Genomic DNA, 16342 nt, shown 5'->3' on the forward strand with positions numbered 1-16342 from the left:
TAATTATTACTGTCGACAATGTTTGACGGATTGGCAACAAGGTGGTATCAACATTGAAACTTTACGGAGAGCTGAGATGAACCTGGAACTGGACGGCAAGCGCGTTCTGATCACTGCCGCCTCACGCGGGCTGGGCCGGGCTGCAGCCCTGGCGCTGGCCGCCGAGGGCGCCAGTCTGGCGGTCGCGGGGCGCAATATTGCGGCGATGGGCGATCTGCTGGAGGAGTTGCGCGCCGCCGGTGCCGCGAAGGCGGTGGCGGTGCATATCGACCTTTCCGACCGCGACACACTGGCCAAAGGCGTTGCCGAAGCGGCCAAAGAACTCGGCGGTATTGATGTCTTTCTGGGCAACACCGGCGGCCCTGATTCGGGCCCCTTTGTCGATGTCCCGCGCGCCGCATGGGAAGAAGCCTTGGGCGATAGCCTGCTGCCGCTGGTCGATCTGACCCATGCGGTGCTGCCGCATATGCAGAAAAACGGCTGGGGCCGGATCATGTATGTGACCACCGTCGGCGTGAAGATGGTGCAGCCGAATATGGTGCTGTCCGATTCGATCCGGCTGGCGATTGTCGGCATGGCGAAATCGCTGTCGATCGAGGTCGCGCATGAGGGGATCACGGTCAATTGCCTGTGCCCCGGCCCGTTCAAAACCGACCGTATGGAGTATCTCGTCACCTCCTCGATGGAGCGCGACAACATCGACCGCGCCGCCGCCGAGGCGCTCTGGCTGGATGAGGTTCCCGCCGGTCAGTTCGGCGATCCGGCGGATTTCGGCGCCATGGTGGCGCTGCTCTCGTCAAAGCGCGGCAGCTTTATCACCGGTCAGGCCATCGCTCTCGATGGCGGCAAATCACGAGCATATTGAGGCAAATCATGAAAGATCAAACCAACATGACACACACCGAGACGACGGAAATCGACGGTGGCGCAGCGATTATCAGCTGGTTCCGCGCGGCCGGAATTAACCATGTGTATTCGGTCTCGGGTGGGCCGATCAATCCGATCTACAAAGCCTGCGCCGAGCAGGGTGTGCAACTGATCCACACCCGCCACGAGGCCGCCGCTGGCTATATGACCGAGGCCGAAGGCCGCGTCACCGGCCAGCCCGCGGCCTTGGTCGTCACCCTTGGACCGGGGGTCAGCAATGCGGTGACACCAGCGCTGGTCGCGCAGATGGCGGGCACGCCGCTGTTGATCGTCGGCGCGCAGGCCGCGACCCATAACAACCAACGCGGCGCGGGGATGGATTATGACGTGATGCCGGCGATGACTTCGGTCACCAAATGGGCGGGCCGCTGCATCGATCCTTCGCGGTTGACCGAGTATCTCGACATCGCTTGGCGCAAGATGTGGGCGGGCCGCCCCGGCGCCGTGTTCCTTGAGGTGCCGACCGATGTGCTCCACGCCAGTTTCACCCCGAAAGCCGCGCCGCAAGCGCCGGTGAAACCGGGTACCGCAGGCATTTCGCCCAAGGATCTGGAGGCTTTGGTCGCGGAACTCAACGCCGCCGAACGTCCGCTGCTGCTGCTGGGGGATGAGCTGTTCTTCAACCGCTGCGGCAAGCTGGAAGCGCTGATCGATGAGGTCAATCTGCCGTTCATGACCCTGCGTCTGGCGCGCGGCATCGTTGACGAGCGGCATCCGAACTGGGCCGGTCCGGGCTATGTGCCCTGCAACGAGACCCTGCGCGACGCGCTCAAAGAGGCTGACCGCGTCTTTGTTCTCGGCCATCATTTCGAGTTCGACCTCGGCTTTGGCGACGGGCTTGGCGAGGACGTGCGGGTGATCCAGATTGCCTCGGACCCCGAGCTGTTGCACCGCAACCGCCGCGCCGATCTGGCGATTGCCGCGAGCCCGGCTTGGGCAGTTTCTGCCGCCCATGGTGCCGGGATCAAAGCCAAAGACGGCGCTTGGACGAAGAAGCTCACCGCCGCCTGGCAAGCCGAGCGTGCCGCGCAACTCGGCGAGGGCGACGCCAATGGCATCCATCCGGTCGCCGCGATCGACGCGGTCAGCGATGCCGCACCGGAAGAGACGATCTTTGTCACCTCCCATGGCAACGTCGACTTCTGGGCCGATGCCCGCCTGCAGATCAACGCGCCGGGCCGCTATCTGCGCGCCGGCCAGTCGGGAACGCTGGGCGCCGAGGTGCCTTACGGCGCCGGTGCGGCGATGGCCAACCCCGATGTGCCGGTGGTGGTCTTTGTCGGCGACGGCGGCGTCGGCTACCATGTCACCGAGTTGGACACGCTTGAGCGTCAGGGCCGCGCGATGATCATTGTCGTGCTCGATGACGAGATGTGGGGCGCGATTTCGTTGCCGCAGGCGCAGCAATACGGCGAGACCTATGCGATGAACCTGCCGCGCCGCGACTGGACCAAGGTTGCCGAAGGTCTGGGTGGCAACGGCTATATCGCCCGCTCGCAGGACGAGATCGGCGAGGCGGTCAAGGCGGCGATTGCTGCGGGCAAACCGGCGATCATTCAGGTGCCGGTGCGCAGCGTGATCAGCCCCTACATGCAGTTCATTTCGTAATCCCTTAGCCAACATATCGCGCGCGCCACCCGCAGGCGGGCGCCCTCAAACACAGACGGAGAGAGCAATGAAAATCTGGAAAGATGGCGATAAAACCGGCGTCACGCCACCGGCGCATTTTGGCGACCTGAAGGTGCTGGATGTGGTGCCCTTTGGCGACGGCGATTTCAGCGTGCAGATCTCGCGCGCCCCCAAGGGCGGTGGCGGCGAGTTGCACCATCACGATACATGGTCGCAGGTGTTTTTCATCATGGAAGGCGCGCTGACCTTTGACACCGGTTCGGAACGCTTCACCCTGACCCAAGGGCAGGCGGTGCTCTTCGAGCCCAAAGACCCGCATTACACGCTGAACGAGCAGGATGGTGATTGCGTCGCCATGGTCATCACGGTAAAACATTGATCGGCGATCTGCATACATTTGGCGTATGATCTGGTCAAAGCCGGTTGTCCGCGTGTGTGGTTAAAGGAAGAATGCGTCACATGACCAAAGTTGCTCCTGCCGTCTCATCGACCGCAAATATTATTTCTGTGCTCGAAGACGAGATCTTGAACGGCACCCTCGCACCCGAAGACCGGCTTGACGAACAGGGGCTGGCGCGACGCTTTAATGTGTCGCGCACGCCGATCCGCGAGGCGCTGCGGCATCTGGCCTCCAGCGGTCTGGTGGATATCAAACCCAATCAAGGCACCACCGTGCGCCGGTTGACCACCTCGGATCTGATCGAGATGTTTCAGGTTTTTGGTGAGCTCTGCGGGCTCGGCGCGCAATTGGGCGCCCGCCGGCTGAGTTCCGCCGAAATCGACAAGCTGCGCGCGCTCAATCAGGTCTGTGCCGATGCCGCCGAGGAAGATGACGCCGACAAGTTTTTCCGCGCCAATCTCGAGTTCCACGATTTCCTCGATGCGCGGTCAAAGAACAATTACCTGCTGTCCGAGATCCACAAGATGTCGAAGCATCTGAATGCCTACCGGCGCTTCATCACTCTGCAGCCGCGGCGGATGATGCGCTCGGTCGAGGAGCACAACCAGATCATCGACGCAATCGGCAAGGGTGACGAAGAGGCGGCGCATATCCTGATGCGCAAACACGTCAACCTGCTGGCCGGATCGGCGACGGATGTGCTGATCGCGCTGGAAAACAAGCACGGGCCGAGCGACGGGTAGGTTGCTGCGCCCTAGGCATGGAAAAACCCGCGTCCTGATGGAGGCGGGTTTTTTGTTTGTTATCAATGTTATGAGATAAGGGACGCGCCCGACACTGGGTGGGCGCGTGCTGCGCTTGAGCAGGGCGCGCGCTCAAAAGCATCCAAGTCATGCAAGCGGTGAGCGACATCGCCAAAGCGCCCTCCCGGGGGGAGGGTCGGGCGCGGCCCGTGGTTCCCACGGGCCAAACAGTGGAGTTTCGCGCTCAGAACGCCCAAGCCCCCTCACGCCAATTCCACCAGCAGATCCTTCGCGTCGATCTGCCCGCCCGGCACCACATGCACCGCCTTCACCACCGCGTCGCGCTCGGCGTAAAGCCCGGTTTCCATCTTCATCGCCTCGACGGTCAGCAACAGGTCATTGGCCTTCACGTCGCGCCCGACCTCCACCGAGACACTGGCCACCACGCCGGGCATCGGCGCGCCGATATGCGCGGGGTTGCCCGCCTCGGCCTTGGGTCGCGCTTTGGTCGCAGATTTGACCAGACGGTTGGGCACCCGCACCACCCGCGGCTGGCCGTTAAGCTCAAAGAACACCCGAACCTCGCCGTCGTCATCGGTCTCGCTGAGTGCTTGCAGGCGGATTTCCAAGGTTTTGCCGGGGTCGATCTCGGCGGTGATTTCCTCGCCCGGTTCCATCCCGTAAAAGAACGTCCGCGTCGGCAAGGAACGCACCGGCCCATAGCTGCGGTGACGCCCCATATAGTCGAGAAACACCTTGGGATACATCAGATAGCCGTTGAGATCCTCGTCATCCACCGCGCGCCCGTCCAACTTGGCGCTGAGCTCCGCGCGGGTGGCCTCAAGATCCACCGGCGGCAGCGATTTGCCGGGGCGCTCCAGACAGGGGCGCTCGCCCTTGAGCGCCTTGTCCAAAAGTGCGGGCGGAAAACCCCCCGGCGGCTGGCCGAGATTGCCGCGCAGCATGTCGAGAACGGAATCCGGAAACGACACCTCGCGTTTGGGGTCTTCGACCTGCGCGCGGGTCAGCCCCTGCGTGACCATCATCAGCGCCATATCGCCGACCACCTTTGACGAGGGCGTGACCTTGACGATATCGCCGAACATCTGGTTCACATCGGCATAGGTCTGCGCGACCTCGGGCCAGCGATCCTCGAGCCCCATGGCGCGGGCCTGCTCTTTGAGGTTGGTGAACTGGCCACCGGGCATCTCATGCAGGTAAACCTCGGAGGAGGGCGCGGAGGAGCCGGATTCAAACGCCGCGTAATGGCCCCGCACCCCCTCCCAATAATCGGAAATCTCGCGCACCGCAGCGATATTCAGCCCCGTACAGCGCTCGCTATGCGCCAGCGCCTCGACAATCGAGCCCAGCGGCGCCTGCGAGGTGTTCCCCGCCAGCGCATCCATCGCGCAATCCACCGCATCGACACCGGCATCGGCGGCGGCGAGGATCGTCGCGCTGGCCATGCCGCCGGTGTCATGGGTGTGGAAATGGATCGGCAGCCCGACCTCTTCTTTCAGCGCGCGGATCAACACGCGGGCGGCGGCGGGTTTCAACAATCCGGCCATATCCTTAAGGCCCAAGACATGCGCGCCAGCCGCCTCCAACTCGCGGGCCATGCCGAGGTAATACTTCAGATCATATTTGGCGCGGTCGGGGTTCAGGATATCGCCGGTATAGCAGATCGTGGCTTCGCACAGCTTACCGGCGTCAATCACCGCATCCATCGCCACGCGCATATTCTCGACCCAGTTCAGACTGTCGAACACGCGAAACAGATCAACGCCGGTCTCGGCGGCGCGGGCGACAAAGGCCTGCACCACATTGTCCGGGTAATTGGTGTAGCCAACCCCGTTCGAGCCGCGCAGCAGCATCTGGGTCATCACATTGGGCAGGGCCGCGCGCAGATCGCGCAGCCGCTGCCACGGGCATTCCTGCAAGAACCGATACGCCACATCAAAGGTCGCCCCGCCCCAGCATTCGACCGAGAAGAGCTCGGGCAGATGCGCGGCATAGGCAGGGGCCACGCGGATCATATCGCGGCTGCGCATACGGGTGGCCAGCAGGGACTGGTGCCCGTCGCGCATGGTGGTGTCGGTGATCAACAGCCGCTGTTGCTGCTTCATCCAATCCGCCACCGCCTGCGCCCCGTGTTGTTCCAGCAGGTTGCGGGTGCCCATCTGCGGGGTGACGCGGGGCTTGGGCGCGCGCGCCTCTTTCAACGCCGGATCAGGGCGCGGGCGGTCCTTGGTCTCGGGGTGCCCGTTGACGGTGATATCGGCGATATAGGTCAGCACCTTGGTGCCCCGGTCGCGGCGCTTGGCGAAATCAAACAGCGCGGGCGTCTGGTCGATGAATTTGGTGGTGTAGTCATTGCTCAGGAAGGTCGGGTGTTTCAGCAGGTTTTCGACAAAGGCGATATTGGTGGAAACCCCGCGAATGCGGAACTCGCGCAGCGCACGGTCCATCCGCGCAATAGCGGTCTCGGGCGTCTGTGCATGGGTGGTGATCTTGACCAGCAGACTGTCGTAATAGCGGGTGATCACCCCGCCCGAATAGGCGGTGCCACCATCCAGCCGCACGCCCATGCCGGTGGCCTCACGAAAGGCGGTGATGCGGCCATAATCGGGGATGAAATTATTCTGCGGGTCTTCGGTGGTGATCCGCGTTTGCAGGGCATGGCCGCGTAGCTCGATCTCGTCTTGCGAGGCTTTGCGCGTGGCCTCAGCCAAGGTTTTACCCTCGGCAATCATGATCTGCGCCTGCACGATGTCGATGCCGGTGACCTCCTCGGTCACCGTATGTTCGACCTGCACGCGCGGGTTCACCTCGATGAAATAGAAGCGCCCGGTATCCATATCCATGAGGAATTCAACGGTGCCGGCGCATTCGTAATTCACATGTTTGCAAATCTTATAGCCCAGCTCGCAGACCTCGGCGCGCTGCGCGTCCGTCAGATAGGGGGCGGGCGCGCGTTCGACGACCTTCTGGTTGCGCCGCTGCACCGAGCAATCGCGCTCATAGAGGTGATACATATTGCCGTGTTTGTCACCAAGGATCTGCACCTCGACGTGGCGCGCGCGCAGGATCATCTTTTCCAGATAGCCTTCGCTGTTGCCAAAGGCAGCGGCGGCCTCGCGGCGACCCTCCAAGAGCTTTTCCTCCAGCTCCTCGGGGCCTTCAATCGCGCGCATCCCGCGCCCGCCGCCGCCCCATGACGCCTTGAGCATCAGGGGATAGCCCAACGCCTCGGCCTCGGCGCGGATCGCGTCGAAATCATCGCCCAGCACATCCGTGGCGGGGATCACCGGCACGCCCGCCTCGACGGCAATGCGCCGCGCGCTGGCCTTGTCGCCGACCTGCCGCATGGTCTTCGCCTGCGGGCCGATGAAAGTGATTCCGTTGGCGACGCAGGCATCGACGAAATCGGGGTTTTCGGCCAGCAGACCATAGCCCGGGTGGATCGCATCGGCACCGCATTCGCGGGCAACGCGGATGATCTCGTCGATGCTTAAGTAAGCGGCGACCGGCCCCAGACCTTCGCCGATCCTATAGGCTTCATCGGCCTTGAACCGGTGCAGGGACAGCTTGTCCTCTTCGGCAAAGACCGCGACGGTGCGTTTGCCCATCTCGTTGGCGGCGCGCATGATGCGAATGGCAATCTCGCCGCGGTTGGCGATCAGGATCTTGGTGAATTCGGTCATCAGCAGTCTTTCCTGCGTTGGAAGGCATGGCGCGCGAAAACCCCGCAGAGCCTGCGCCCACAGCCTTGCAAGGCATTGATAATCTTGAGGTTAGCTGGCGGCAGCAACCGGTTTCAGCGGGGCAAGGGGGTGCGGGCGACCGAGGTTTTTGCCAAGGATCGCCCGCCCGCCATCACTGCCCGCCATCATCGGCCCGCAGCTGCGCTTAACCGCGGGCGAAAATCCGCCCGAGACTGTTGCGCAGCACCGCCCAAAGCAGCGTGAGCGCGTTCAGCTCGTTCTTTTTCTGCCGCGCGGGGCGGGCAGGGGCAGCAGCGGGGGCCTCACCGGCATTGGCGGCAGGTGCAGCGCCGGCTTCTGGCGCCACCGCGGCAACGGGTTGCGCCTCGGCAGCGAGTTCGGCGTTCAGGTTCTCGGCGAAATCGCGGGTGATCTGCGCCGCCACGGCGTCGACAATCCCGCCACGGGCAAATTGCGCCAAAGTGCCGCTGATCGTGTAATCGACCACCACTTTGACCAGCGTTGCAGCACCACCCTCGGCCTCTTCGAGGTGATAGTTCACCTTCCCCTTGGCCCGCGCGCCGTGCTTTTTATCGCTGCCCAGCCCGTTGATCAGCCCGCTTTGCGCCGCTTCATCGGGAATGATCGTCGCCTCGCCGGTGAAATTCGCTTTCACCGGACCCAGTTTGACGGTCATCTGGCCGGTCACCTTGCCGTCGACGGGCGGCGCTTCGAGCGAGGCGCCCGGGATGCAACCGACAATCTTCGGGATGTCCTGAAAAGCCTCCCAGACCTTCGCGCGGGGCTGGTTGACGGTGAATTGTTGTTTGATCTCGGGCATATTAGGCACTCGCTTTCGTTAGTTCGGAGGGCTTTGCGGTAAGTTAGGCGGCGATCACTCCTCGACGCCGCACCAGTCCATCAGGCAAAGCGCCATCACTTTGATCGAAGTGATGTAGTCGTCGATCGACACATATTCGTCGTTGGAATGCATCACCGCGGTCGAGCCGGGGCCGAAGATCACCGTCGGCGTATCGGCGTATTCATTGAGGAACCGCGTGTCAGCCGCGCCCTGACGGCCCGAGATTTCCGGCTGTTTGCCAGTGATCTCGGTATAGGCCGAGGACACCAGATCAACCACCGGATGATCGACGGGGATTTCCGACGCCTGCGCGTCATAGCCGACAAACCGCACCACCGGCGGGTGGTCGCGCATCCACTCATCGGTCTCGGCCAGCGCCGCGATCTTGTCGACGAGGCTTTGCTTGACGCCCTCGTGATCCTCGCCCGGCACGGTGCCGATCGAACCCTTCAGCAGCGCGGTATCGGGGAAGGCGCTGGGATAGTTGCCGGCCTGAAACGAGCCGATGATACAGGGCAGCGAATCCACCGCGCTGGGATAGAGCGGATGGGTCACGGTGGCGATGCGCTCGGCCTCCAATTCGGCGACCGCAGCGGCGACCTTATTGCCCAGATCAATGCCGCTGATGCCGTTATAGCGCTGCTGGATACCGGCGGGTTTGCCCTGCACCGAAATCTCGAACCAGATGCGCCCGATACAGGCCGGCTGCACCGCCAGATCGCTGGTCTCGCCCGAGATACCGGCGTCGGCCTTATAGCCGCGCATCACCGTGTCCAAAGTGCCGTGGCCCGAGACTTCCTCGTCGATCACCACGTTGATATAGACGTCGCCCTTGAGCTTGACGCCCATCTGCTTGAGGTATTCGACCGCCAGAATATGGCTGGCGACACCGCTTTTCATATCCGCCGTGCCGCGCCCGTAGATGCGGCCGTTTTCGATTTTCGCCGACCACGGATCATCGCTCCAGCCTTCGCCTTTGCCGACGGGGATCACATCGGTATGGCCGTTGAGCAAAAGCGAGCGCCCGCCGCCGGTGCCTTTATAGGTGGCGACGATATTGGGGCGGCCCTCATAGCCCATGGCGACCGGACGATAGCCCGGGTGTTTCTTGAGCTCGTCCCAATCCGTCTCCCACATGTCGACATCAAGGCCGATTTTGTTCATATAGTCGGCGACGAACTTCTGGATCGCGCCCTCGTCGCCGGTGACGCTGGGGATCGCCACCATCTCTTGCAGGAACGCCACCGCATGGTCGCGCTTCTGGTCAATGGTGCTTAGGATTTTCTGCCGGTTTGCGCTGCTCATCTGGGTGTCCTCATTGATCACTATGCTGGCGGTGTTGCTGTTGCGGCCCCGCGCGTGGATAGATGTCGCAAGGGGCACATGTGAATCAGACCATAAACACGGCCCTACAATATGTCTACAACATCTTTATTATTGCATACAGCAATCCGCTGAACTAGGCTGAAGGCAGTTTAACTGTCGGCTCCCGCCACGACTGCGGGCCTTTAACTGCGGAGATTCAGGTGCGCCCAGCCCCCTTCAGCTATCATAAAGCCGAGCGCCTCGATCAGGCGCTCGCCCTGCTTGCCGAGTTCGGCGAGGATGCTCGCCCGATTGCCGGTGGCCAGTCCTTGGTGCCGATGATGAACCTGCGTCTGGCGCGGCCCTCGCATCTGGTCGATATCAATGCGCTGGACCTCGACACGATCGAGCTGCGCAGTGATCACCTGCATATCGGCGCCTTGGTGCGCCATGAGCGTTACGCGCGCGAGTCATTGATTGCGCAGCATTTTCCCGCCTTTGCCGAGGGGGTGGAATGGATCGGCCATCCGACGATCCGGCGGCGCGGGACCTTGGGCGGCAGCATCTCGCATGCCGATCCGACCGCCGAACTGCCCGCGCTCTGCGTGCTGCTCGGCGCCGAGATCATCGCCCAATCCGCCGAGGGCAGCCGCCGCATTCCCGCCGCCGAGTTCTTCATCAGCGCCTATGTCACCAGCCTTGAAGCGGGCGAGATGGTCACCGGCATCGACCTGCCGCTGCCCAAGGGCAAGAGCAGCGGCGCCTTTGAGGAATTCGCCGAGCGCAGCGGTGATTTCGCGATCATCAGCGCCGGTGTGACCCTAGAGCATGACGGGCGCGCGATTACCGATGCCCGCGTCGTCTGGTCCGGCGTCGATCTGGCGCCGGTCATGGCCGAGAGGGCCGGTGATCTCTTGCGCGGCAAACCCCTCAGCGCGCCTGAGGCCGAGGCCGCCGCACAGGCAATGAGCGCTGGGATCACGCCCTTGGATGACCCGATGGCCAGCGCCGAGTTCCGCCACAGCCTGATTGTCGAATTGACCCAACGCGCGCTGACCCGCGCCTGTGAAAAAGCGATGCAAGCGTCATGAGCAAAACCACCATCACCGCCAACGGCCAGACCAAAAACCTGAGCCTCGAGCCCCGCCGCCTGCTCGCCGATGTGCTGCGCGAGGATTTCCGCCTGTCCGGCGTCCATATCGGCTGCGCCCATGGTGCCTGCGGCGCCTGCACCGTGCATGTCGACGGGGTGCCGCGCCTGTCCTGTCTGACCTTCGCGGTGCAGTGCGACGGCGCTGAAATCAACACCGTCGAAAGCCTCGGCGGCGATGATGCGCATCACCTGTTGCAACGCGCCTTCCGCGAGGAACACGGGCTGCAATGCGGCTATTGCACGCCCGGATTTCTGATGACCATGGCGCCCTATGTCGAAGAGATGGCGGCGCAGGACCGGATGCCCGAGGACGCGGAAATCCGCCACGCGATGAGCGGCAATATCTGCCGTTGCACCGGCTACCAGAGCATTGTCGCCGCCGTCCGTCTGGCGATCACCCAACGTCGCAACGGGGAGAGCACCCAATGAACGCCCCTATTCCAAACCTGAGCAAGCGCCAGATCGGCGCCCGTGTGCAGCGCTTCGAGGACACCCGCCTGATGTCCGGCGCGGCGAAATATATCGCCGATATCACCCTGCCGGATATGCTGCATCTGAGCTTCGTGCGCTCGCAGGTTGCGCATGCCAAAATCCTTGAGGTGGATACATCCATGCTCGAGGATCTCGATTATCCGGTGCAGGTGTTCACTGGCAAAGACACCGACGGATTGTCGCTTAAGGCCAATCAGGACCTGCCCGGCGTGCAGCGCTCGGAACAACCCCTGCTGGCGCTCGACCGGCTGCGCTTTGTCGGTGATCCGGCGGCGGTGGTGTTGGCCGATGACCCCTATCTCGCCGAGGATGCCGCTGAATTGGTGTTCATCGACTTCGACCCGCTGCCGGTGGTCGCCACCATGGAACAGGCGTTGGCCGAGGATACCACGCCGCTGTTTGATGGCTGGACCGGCAATAAATTTGTCGAGCGGCAGATGAAAGGCGGCGATCTGGAGGCGGCGCGCGCGCAGGCCGCGCATGTGATCCGCCGCACCTACCGCAACCAGCGCCAGACCGGCGTGCCGATGGAAGGCCGTGGGGTGATTGCCGATTACGACAAGGGCACGCGGGTGCTCACGCTTTGGTCGTCGACGCAGATGCCGCATCTGGTGCGCACCTATATCTGCGAGGAGTTGGGCCTGCCGGAATCGCGTATTCGCGTCATTGCCCCTGATGTGGGCGGCGGCTTTGGCGTCAAGGGGCAGGTCTTCGCCGATGAGGTGCTGATCGCATGGCTGGCGATCCAGACCGGGCGGCCGGTGAAATGGGTTGAGGACCGGCGCGAAAACCTGATCGCCTCGATCCACGCCCGCGACCATGAGCACACGCTCGAGGCCTATGTCTCGGCGGAGGGGCGGCTGTTGGGCCTCAAAGCCGATATCAGCACCGATGTCGGCGCCTATTCGACCTTTCCCTTCACCGCTGGCGGCGACCCCGGCATGGCCGCCAAAGTGATGCCCGGCCCCTATGATTTTCAGGCCTATGAAGCGACCTTCCGCGCGCTGGCCACCAATAAATGCCCGCTCGGCACCTATCGCGGCGTGGGGCGCCCCTCGGCGGTGTTCTCGCAAGAGCGGCTGATGGATGTGATCGCGCAGGAAATCGGCATGGACCCGATCGAGTTCCGGCTGAAAAATGTGGTCAAGGAGTTCCCTTATAAGAACGTTCTCGGCTTCACCTATGATCCCGGATCATACGAGGAATCGCTGCTGAAAATGCGCGAATTGCTGGCCGAGGATATTAAGGCGGCGGAGGCCTCGAAAGCCTCGCCTGACAGCCGCATCGGCGTCGGCATCGCCTGTTTCATCGAGCAAACCGCCCATGGCACCGGCGATTTCACCAAGCGCCGCTCGCCGATTGAAACCGGCTATATTTCGGCGCGGGTCGAGATGTCGACCGATGGCGAGGTGCTGATCGGCTTGGGGCTGCAAAGCCACGGGCAGGGTCTGGAAACCACCTGCGCGCAGGTCGCCGCCGATGCGCTGGGTGTCGGGCCGCAGCGGGTGTTTGTGCGCCACGGCGACACGCTGACCTCGCCCTATTCGGTGGGCACTTGGGGCAGCCGCGGCGGGCCTCTGGGCGGCGGTGCGGTGCATATCGCGGCCAACAAGATCGCCGATAAACTGCGGCTGATTGCGGCGCATATCCTGCAGGTCGCTGACCCCGCAACGATCCAGCTGGATGAAAACCGCGCCTCGGTGATCGGCGATCCGGCCCGCTTTGTGCCGATCCCCGAACTGGCGCGCGCGGCCCTGCGCAACGTTGACCGCCTGCCCGAGGGCATGACGCCGGGTCTGACCGAGGAATTTTCGCTCGATGGCCCGAAAGACGGCACCTATGCCAACGCGGTGCATGCGGCGATTGTCGAGATCGACGTGAAAACCGGCAAGATGAAGCTGCGCCGCTTTGTTGTGGTCGAGGATTGCGGCACGATCCTCAATCCGATGATCGTCGACGGGCAGGTGCGCGGCGGCGTGGTGCAGGGCATCGGCTCGGCCATCATGGAGCATATGATCTATGACGAAGAGGGGCAGCCGCTGACCACCACTTTCGCCGATTACCTGATGCCGCTGGCCACCGAGATGCCCGAGATTGACGTGCATCACATCGAAACCCCGACGCCGCTGACGCCCTTGGGCGCCAAAGGGCTGGGCGAGGGCGGCGCAATCGGCCCGCCCGCCGCGATTGCCAATGCGGTGGCGAATGCTTTGGGTGTCGAGGTCGAGGCCACGCCGCTCAATGCGCAGGCGATCTGGCGCTTGGCCAAGGCGACCCGCAGCGAAGGTTAATCCACTCCCGCCGCCGCCCTGACGATGGGCGGCGGCGAGCGCGGCTCACTTCGGCTCGGTCTCTTCCTTCTCGCGTTTGTCGGCGGGGATGGGTTTTACCGGTTTGATGATAAACGGGATCACCGCCAGGATTGCCAGCAGCAGCACCGTGGCCAGCACCGCCGTCGCGATCATTCCCAGACCCGCCAACACGCCGATCCCTGCGGTCGCCCAGATATTTGCCGCGGTGGTCAGCCCCTGCACCGTCTGCGTCGATTTGCGCACGATGATCGCGCCGGCACCCAGAAAGCCAATGCCCTGCACCACGCCCTGAATCACCCGCGACAGGTCCTTAACCTCGATCCCCGCCTGCAGCGACCCAGCCACAAAGGCCGCCGAGCCGACCGCGACCAACATATGGGTACGCAGCCCCGCGTTATGGTGTTTGACCTCGCGTTCATAGCCCAAGAGGCCGCCCAGAAGCGCGGCAAAGAACAGCCGCATGCCGACGGTGACGAAGGTATGCAGGTCGGGGATATCGGAAAATTCGCCGATTATGGAGGTCCAGATGTCTTGCCACATAGGGGTTTTTCGAAATTGTTAGGGTTATCATCAACTTTGCGCGTTTGCCCGCGCGGCGCAAGCGAAACGCGCAGGACAGCCGCGGATCGCCACGATATGCGCGCAAAAACGCGCATGGCTGCCCTCGAAATCCCGCCGGTGATATGCCAGAACAAAGCCAGTTTGCGCCATAGCACCCGAGGGGGACAGCAGCATGATCGTCATTTCGGCCGAGCACGTTCAACAACATCTACCGATGGCGCAGGCCATTGATCTGGTCACCGCCACGATGATTGATGTCGCCGAGGGGCGCGCGATCCTGCCCCTGCGCAATGTCATCGAGATCGGCGGCGACAACCGGATCGGGATCATGCCCGGCGCGCTCTCGGCGGGTGGGTTGTATGGCGTGAAAATCCTCAGCCTGTTTCCCGGAAACCCGGCCAAGGGCCTGTCCTCGCATATCGGCGCGGTGGTGCTGTTTGATCCCGAGACCGGCGCGCCGACGGCAATGGTCAACGCCGATATGATCACCGCGATCCGCACCTCGGCGGCCTCAGCGGCGGCGACACGGGCCTTGGCGCGGGCGGATGCGACACGGCTCTCGGTGATCGGCACCAGCGAGCAGGCCGAGTTTCATATCGAAGCGATCGCGCAGGTGCGCCCGATTGCCGAGGTGCATATCGCGGGCCGCAGCCACGCCAAAGCCGAGGGCTTCGCCGCCCGTATGGCCGAGAGGTTCCCCGCGCTGACCTTCCACGCGGCGCCCTCGATCCAAGAGGCAGCATTGCGTGCGGATATCCTCTGCACGGTGACCTCGGCCACCGAATCCATCCTGCCCGCAGATTGGGTGCAGCCCGGCACCCATGTGAATGCGGTCGGCGCCTCGGTGCCCTTCTGGCAAGAGATCGACAGCGCGCTGATCGCCCGCGCGGTGACCTTTGTCGACTATATGCCCTCGGCCTTGGCGCAGGCCAAAGATGTGATCGACGGGCTGGCCAAAGGGCTGTTTGATCAGGCGCATCTGCGCGGCGAGATCGGCACGCTGTTCGCCGGTCAGGTTGTGGGGCGCAGCAGTGACGGTGAGATCACGCTCTATCGGTCACTGGGGGTGGCGGCGCAGGATCTGGCCTGCGCGGATCACGTGCAAAAGGCGGCGCGAGCGGCGGGGGCGCAGGATCAGCAACTGTAACCCCGGCCCCTGCGCGCGTCACAACAAAGCGCGGATTTTTGCCAAAGTGGCGGCATTGACTGCGACGCCCTCGGCCTCGGCCCGCTTGCGGGCGGCGCTGCGCGCATCGCCCGGTGTGCGCACCCCGTCCTGCGCGTGCATCTCGCCGACCAGCGCCTGAATGCGGGCGGCGAAATCGCCCGAAGAGGTCACCTCGGGATCAATCGCGATAAAGAACTGGCCGGTTTTCGGCGGCCCGCCCGCGGTGCCCGAGAAGGGGCTGGCATCAACGCCCAAACTGGCACCGGTCATTGCCGCCGCCATCACCTCGACCAAAAGCGCCACGCCGACGCCCTTGTAACCGCCCGAGGGCGCCATCGAGCCCTGTAGCGCCACGGCGGCATCGGTGGTCGGCTGCCCGTCCGGCCCCAGCCCCCAACCCTCGGGGATCGGCTTGCCCTCGCGGTTGTGCTTCATGATCTCGCTTTTGGCGATCACACTGGCGCTCTGGTCGATCAACAGCGCAATCCCGCCCTTGCCATCGGGCGCGGCAATCGAGAACGGGTTGGTGCCGACGACCTTGCCGGTGCCACCGACCGGCGCAATCGAGGCGGGCGCATTGGTGAACCCCAGCCCCAACAGCCCCTCGGCCGCCAGTTGCCGCGTGTGATAGCCCAAGACCCCGCAGTTATACGAGTTGCGCACCGCCAAAGCCGCGATCCCTTGGCTGCGCGCGAGGGGCATCAATTCGGCGAAACCGGCGGCAATTGCGCTATGGGCAAAGCCGGTGGCGGCATCGGCGACGATCACCCCGGGGCGCGGGCGGGTCAGCAGTGGCACGGCGGCCCCGTCAACCTTGCCGCAGGTGACATGCTCGCAATAGACCGGAATATAGGCGAGCCCGTGGCTGGCGATCCCCTCGGCCTCGGTCGCGGCGGTGGCGATGGCCAGCGGACGGGCGTTCTGCGCCGTGGTGCCGACCGCAAGCAGCGCGTCATAGGCCAGTGTTTCGATTTCGCTCAGGCTCAGTATCTCGGTCTCGATTGCGCTCATCAGGCGGTCCTTTCGGGTCAGGTGGTGGCGAAGAGACAGGCGCGGGTGGGGCGCAGGCTCTTCGCCACAGGTTAC

At 63.5% G+C, this 16342-nt stretch carries 13 protein-coding genes; 8 read left to right on the plus strand and 5 right to left on the minus strand.

Annotated elements, in window-relative coordinates; genetic code table 11:
- Positions 1-76 precede the first annotated feature (76 nt).
- The 4 genes from DDE20_RS12875 (at position 77) to DDE20_RS12890 (ending at position 3699) form a co-directional block, all read left to right on the plus strand.
- Complete coding sequence (locus DDE20_RS12875) at positions 77-865, plus strand: SDR family oxidoreductase (RefSeq protein WP_165814517.1); 789 nt, start codon at positions 77-79, stop codon at positions 863-865.
- Between the two features lie 8 nt (positions 866-873).
- A complete protein-coding gene (locus DDE20_RS12880) occupies positions 874-2535 on the plus strand; it encodes a thiamine pyrophosphate-binding protein (protein WP_116558911.1) in 1662 nt (553 codons plus the stop codon).
- 67 nt (positions 2536-2602) lie between these two features.
- Positions 2603-2935: a cupin domain-containing protein gene (locus DDE20_RS12885; protein ID WP_116558912.1), complete on the plus strand. Its 333-nt coding sequence runs from the start codon at positions 2603-2605 to the stop codon at positions 2933-2935.
- Between the two features lie 80 nt (positions 2936-3015).
- A complete protein-coding gene (locus tag DDE20_RS12890; RefSeq protein ID WP_165814518.1) occupies positions 3016-3699 on the plus strand; it encodes a GntR family transcriptional regulator in 684 nt (227 codons plus the stop codon).
- A 263-nt stretch (positions 3700-3962) separates the two neighbouring features.
- On the opposite strand, the gene DDE20_RS12895 is transcribed toward DDE20_RS12890, so the two are convergent.
- The 3 genes from DDE20_RS12895 to DDE20_RS12905 form a co-directional block, all read right to left on the minus strand.
- Entirely contained in the window at positions 3963-7403 is a 3441-nt protein-coding gene (locus tag DDE20_RS12895; RefSeq protein ID WP_116558914.1) for a pyruvate carboxylase, read from the minus strand.
- A 205-nt stretch (positions 7404-7608) separates the two neighbouring features.
- The gene (locus DDE20_RS12900) at positions 7609-8244 is read right to left on the minus strand and encodes an SRPBCC family protein (protein ID WP_116558915.1); all 636 of its coding nucleotides are present in this window, start codon (positions 8242-8244) and stop codon (positions 7609-7611) included.
- Between the two features lie 54 nt (positions 8245-8298).
- Positions 8299-9570 (minus strand): ArgE/DapE family deacylase, encoded by a 1272-nt coding sequence (locus DDE20_RS12905; protein WP_116558916.1) that lies wholly within the window; start codon positions 9568-9570, stop codon positions 8299-8301.
- A gap of 221 nt (positions 9571-9791) precedes the next feature.
- Between DDE20_RS12905 and DDE20_RS12910 the strand changes: the two genes are divergently transcribed.
- The 3 genes from DDE20_RS12910 to DDE20_RS12920 are packed head-to-tail and all read left to right on the plus strand — an operon-like array spanning position 9792 to position 13506.
- Positions 9792-10661: an FAD binding domain-containing protein gene (locus DDE20_RS12910; RefSeq protein ID WP_116558917.1), complete on the plus strand. Its 870-nt coding sequence runs from the start codon at positions 9792-9794 to the stop codon at positions 10659-10661.
- A complete protein-coding gene (locus DDE20_RS12915) occupies positions 10658-11152 on the plus strand; it encodes a (2Fe-2S)-binding protein (RefSeq protein WP_116558918.1) in 495 nt (164 codons plus the stop codon). Before DDE20_RS12910 ends, DDE20_RS12915 begins: the two co-directional genes overlap by 4 nt.
- On the plus strand, positions 11149-13506 hold the full coding sequence (locus DDE20_RS12920) for a xanthine dehydrogenase family protein molybdopterin-binding subunit (RefSeq protein ID WP_116558919.1): 2358 nt from the start codon (positions 11149-11151) through the stop codon (positions 13504-13506). The genes DDE20_RS12915 and DDE20_RS12920 overlap by 4 nt, the downstream gene beginning before the upstream one ends.
- Before the next feature lie 45 nt (positions 13507-13551).
- Here the strand turns inward: DDE20_RS12920 and DDE20_RS12925 are convergent, their stop codons facing one another.
- Positions 13552-14067, minus strand: coding sequence for an MgtC/SapB family protein (locus DDE20_RS12925; protein WP_116558920.1), 516 nt, complete (start codon positions 14065-14067; stop codon positions 13552-13554).
- Between the two features lie 193 nt (positions 14068-14260).
- Here DDE20_RS12925 and DDE20_RS12930 point away from each other — a divergent pair, with 193 nt between their 5' ends.
- Positions 14261-15235, plus strand: coding sequence for an ornithine cyclodeaminase family protein (locus DDE20_RS12930; protein ID WP_116558921.1), 975 nt, complete (start codon positions 14261-14263; stop codon positions 15233-15235).
- Positions 15236-15253: 18 nt separating this feature from the next.
- On the opposite strand, the gene DDE20_RS12935 is transcribed toward DDE20_RS12930, so the two are convergent.
- Complete coding sequence (locus DDE20_RS12935) at positions 15254-16267, minus strand: Ldh family oxidoreductase (protein ID WP_116558922.1); 1014 nt, start codon at positions 16265-16267, stop codon at positions 15254-15256.
- Positions 16268-16342 lie beyond the last annotated feature (75 nt).

The sequence above is a fragment of the Pararhodobacter oceanensis genome (assembly GCF_003076755.1).
In the GTDB taxonomy this organism is placed as follows: Bacteria; Pseudomonadota; Alphaproteobacteria; order Rhodobacterales; family Rhodobacteraceae; genus Pararhodobacter; species Pararhodobacter oceanensis.

Bases quoted from the DNA above. Each gene is read 5' to 3' on its own strand.
- DDE20_RS12920 (WP_116558919.1), top strand. From the start codon at position 11,149: ATGAACGCCCCTATTCCAAACCTGAGCAAGCGCCAGATCGGCGCCCGT.
- DDE20_RS12930 (WP_116558921.1), top strand. From the start codon at position 14,261: ATGATCGTCATTTCGGCCGAGCACGTTCAACAACATCTACCGATGGCG.
- DDE20_RS12905 (WP_116558916.1), bottom strand. From the start codon at position 9,570: ATGAGCAGCGCAAACCGGCAGAAAATCCTAAGCACCATTGACCAGAAG.
- DDE20_RS12900 (WP_116558915.1), bottom strand. From the start codon at position 8,244: ATGCCCGAGATCAAACAACAATTCACCGTCAACCAGCCCCGCGCGAAG.
- DDE20_RS12925 (WP_116558920.1), bottom strand. From the start codon at position 14,067: ATGTGGCAAGACATCTGGACCTCCATAATCGGCGAATTTTCCGATATC.
- DDE20_RS12895 (WP_116558914.1), bottom strand. From the start codon at position 7,403: ATGACCGAATTCACCAAGATCCTGATCGCCAACCGCGGCGAGATTGCC.
- DDE20_RS12890 (WP_165814518.1), top strand. From the start codon at position 3,016: ATGACCAAAGTTGCTCCTGCCGTCTCATCGACCGCAAATATTATTTCT.
- DDE20_RS12935 (WP_116558922.1), bottom strand. From the start codon at position 16,267: ATGAGCGCAATCGAGACCGAGATACTGAGCCTGAGCGAAATCGAAACA.
- DDE20_RS12885 (WP_116558912.1), top strand. From the start codon at position 2,603: ATGAAAATCTGGAAAGATGGCGATAAAACCGGCGTCACGCCACCGGCG.
- DDE20_RS12915 (WP_116558918.1), top strand. From the start codon at position 10,658: ATGAGCAAAACCACCATCACCGCCAACGGCCAGACCAAAAACCTGAGC.
- DDE20_RS12875 (WP_165814517.1), top strand. From the start codon at position 77: ATGAACCTGGAACTGGACGGCAAGCGCGTTCTGATCACTGCCGCCTCA.
- DDE20_RS12880 (WP_116558911.1), top strand. From the start codon at position 874: ATGAAAGATCAAACCAACATGACACACACCGAGACGACGGAAATCGAC.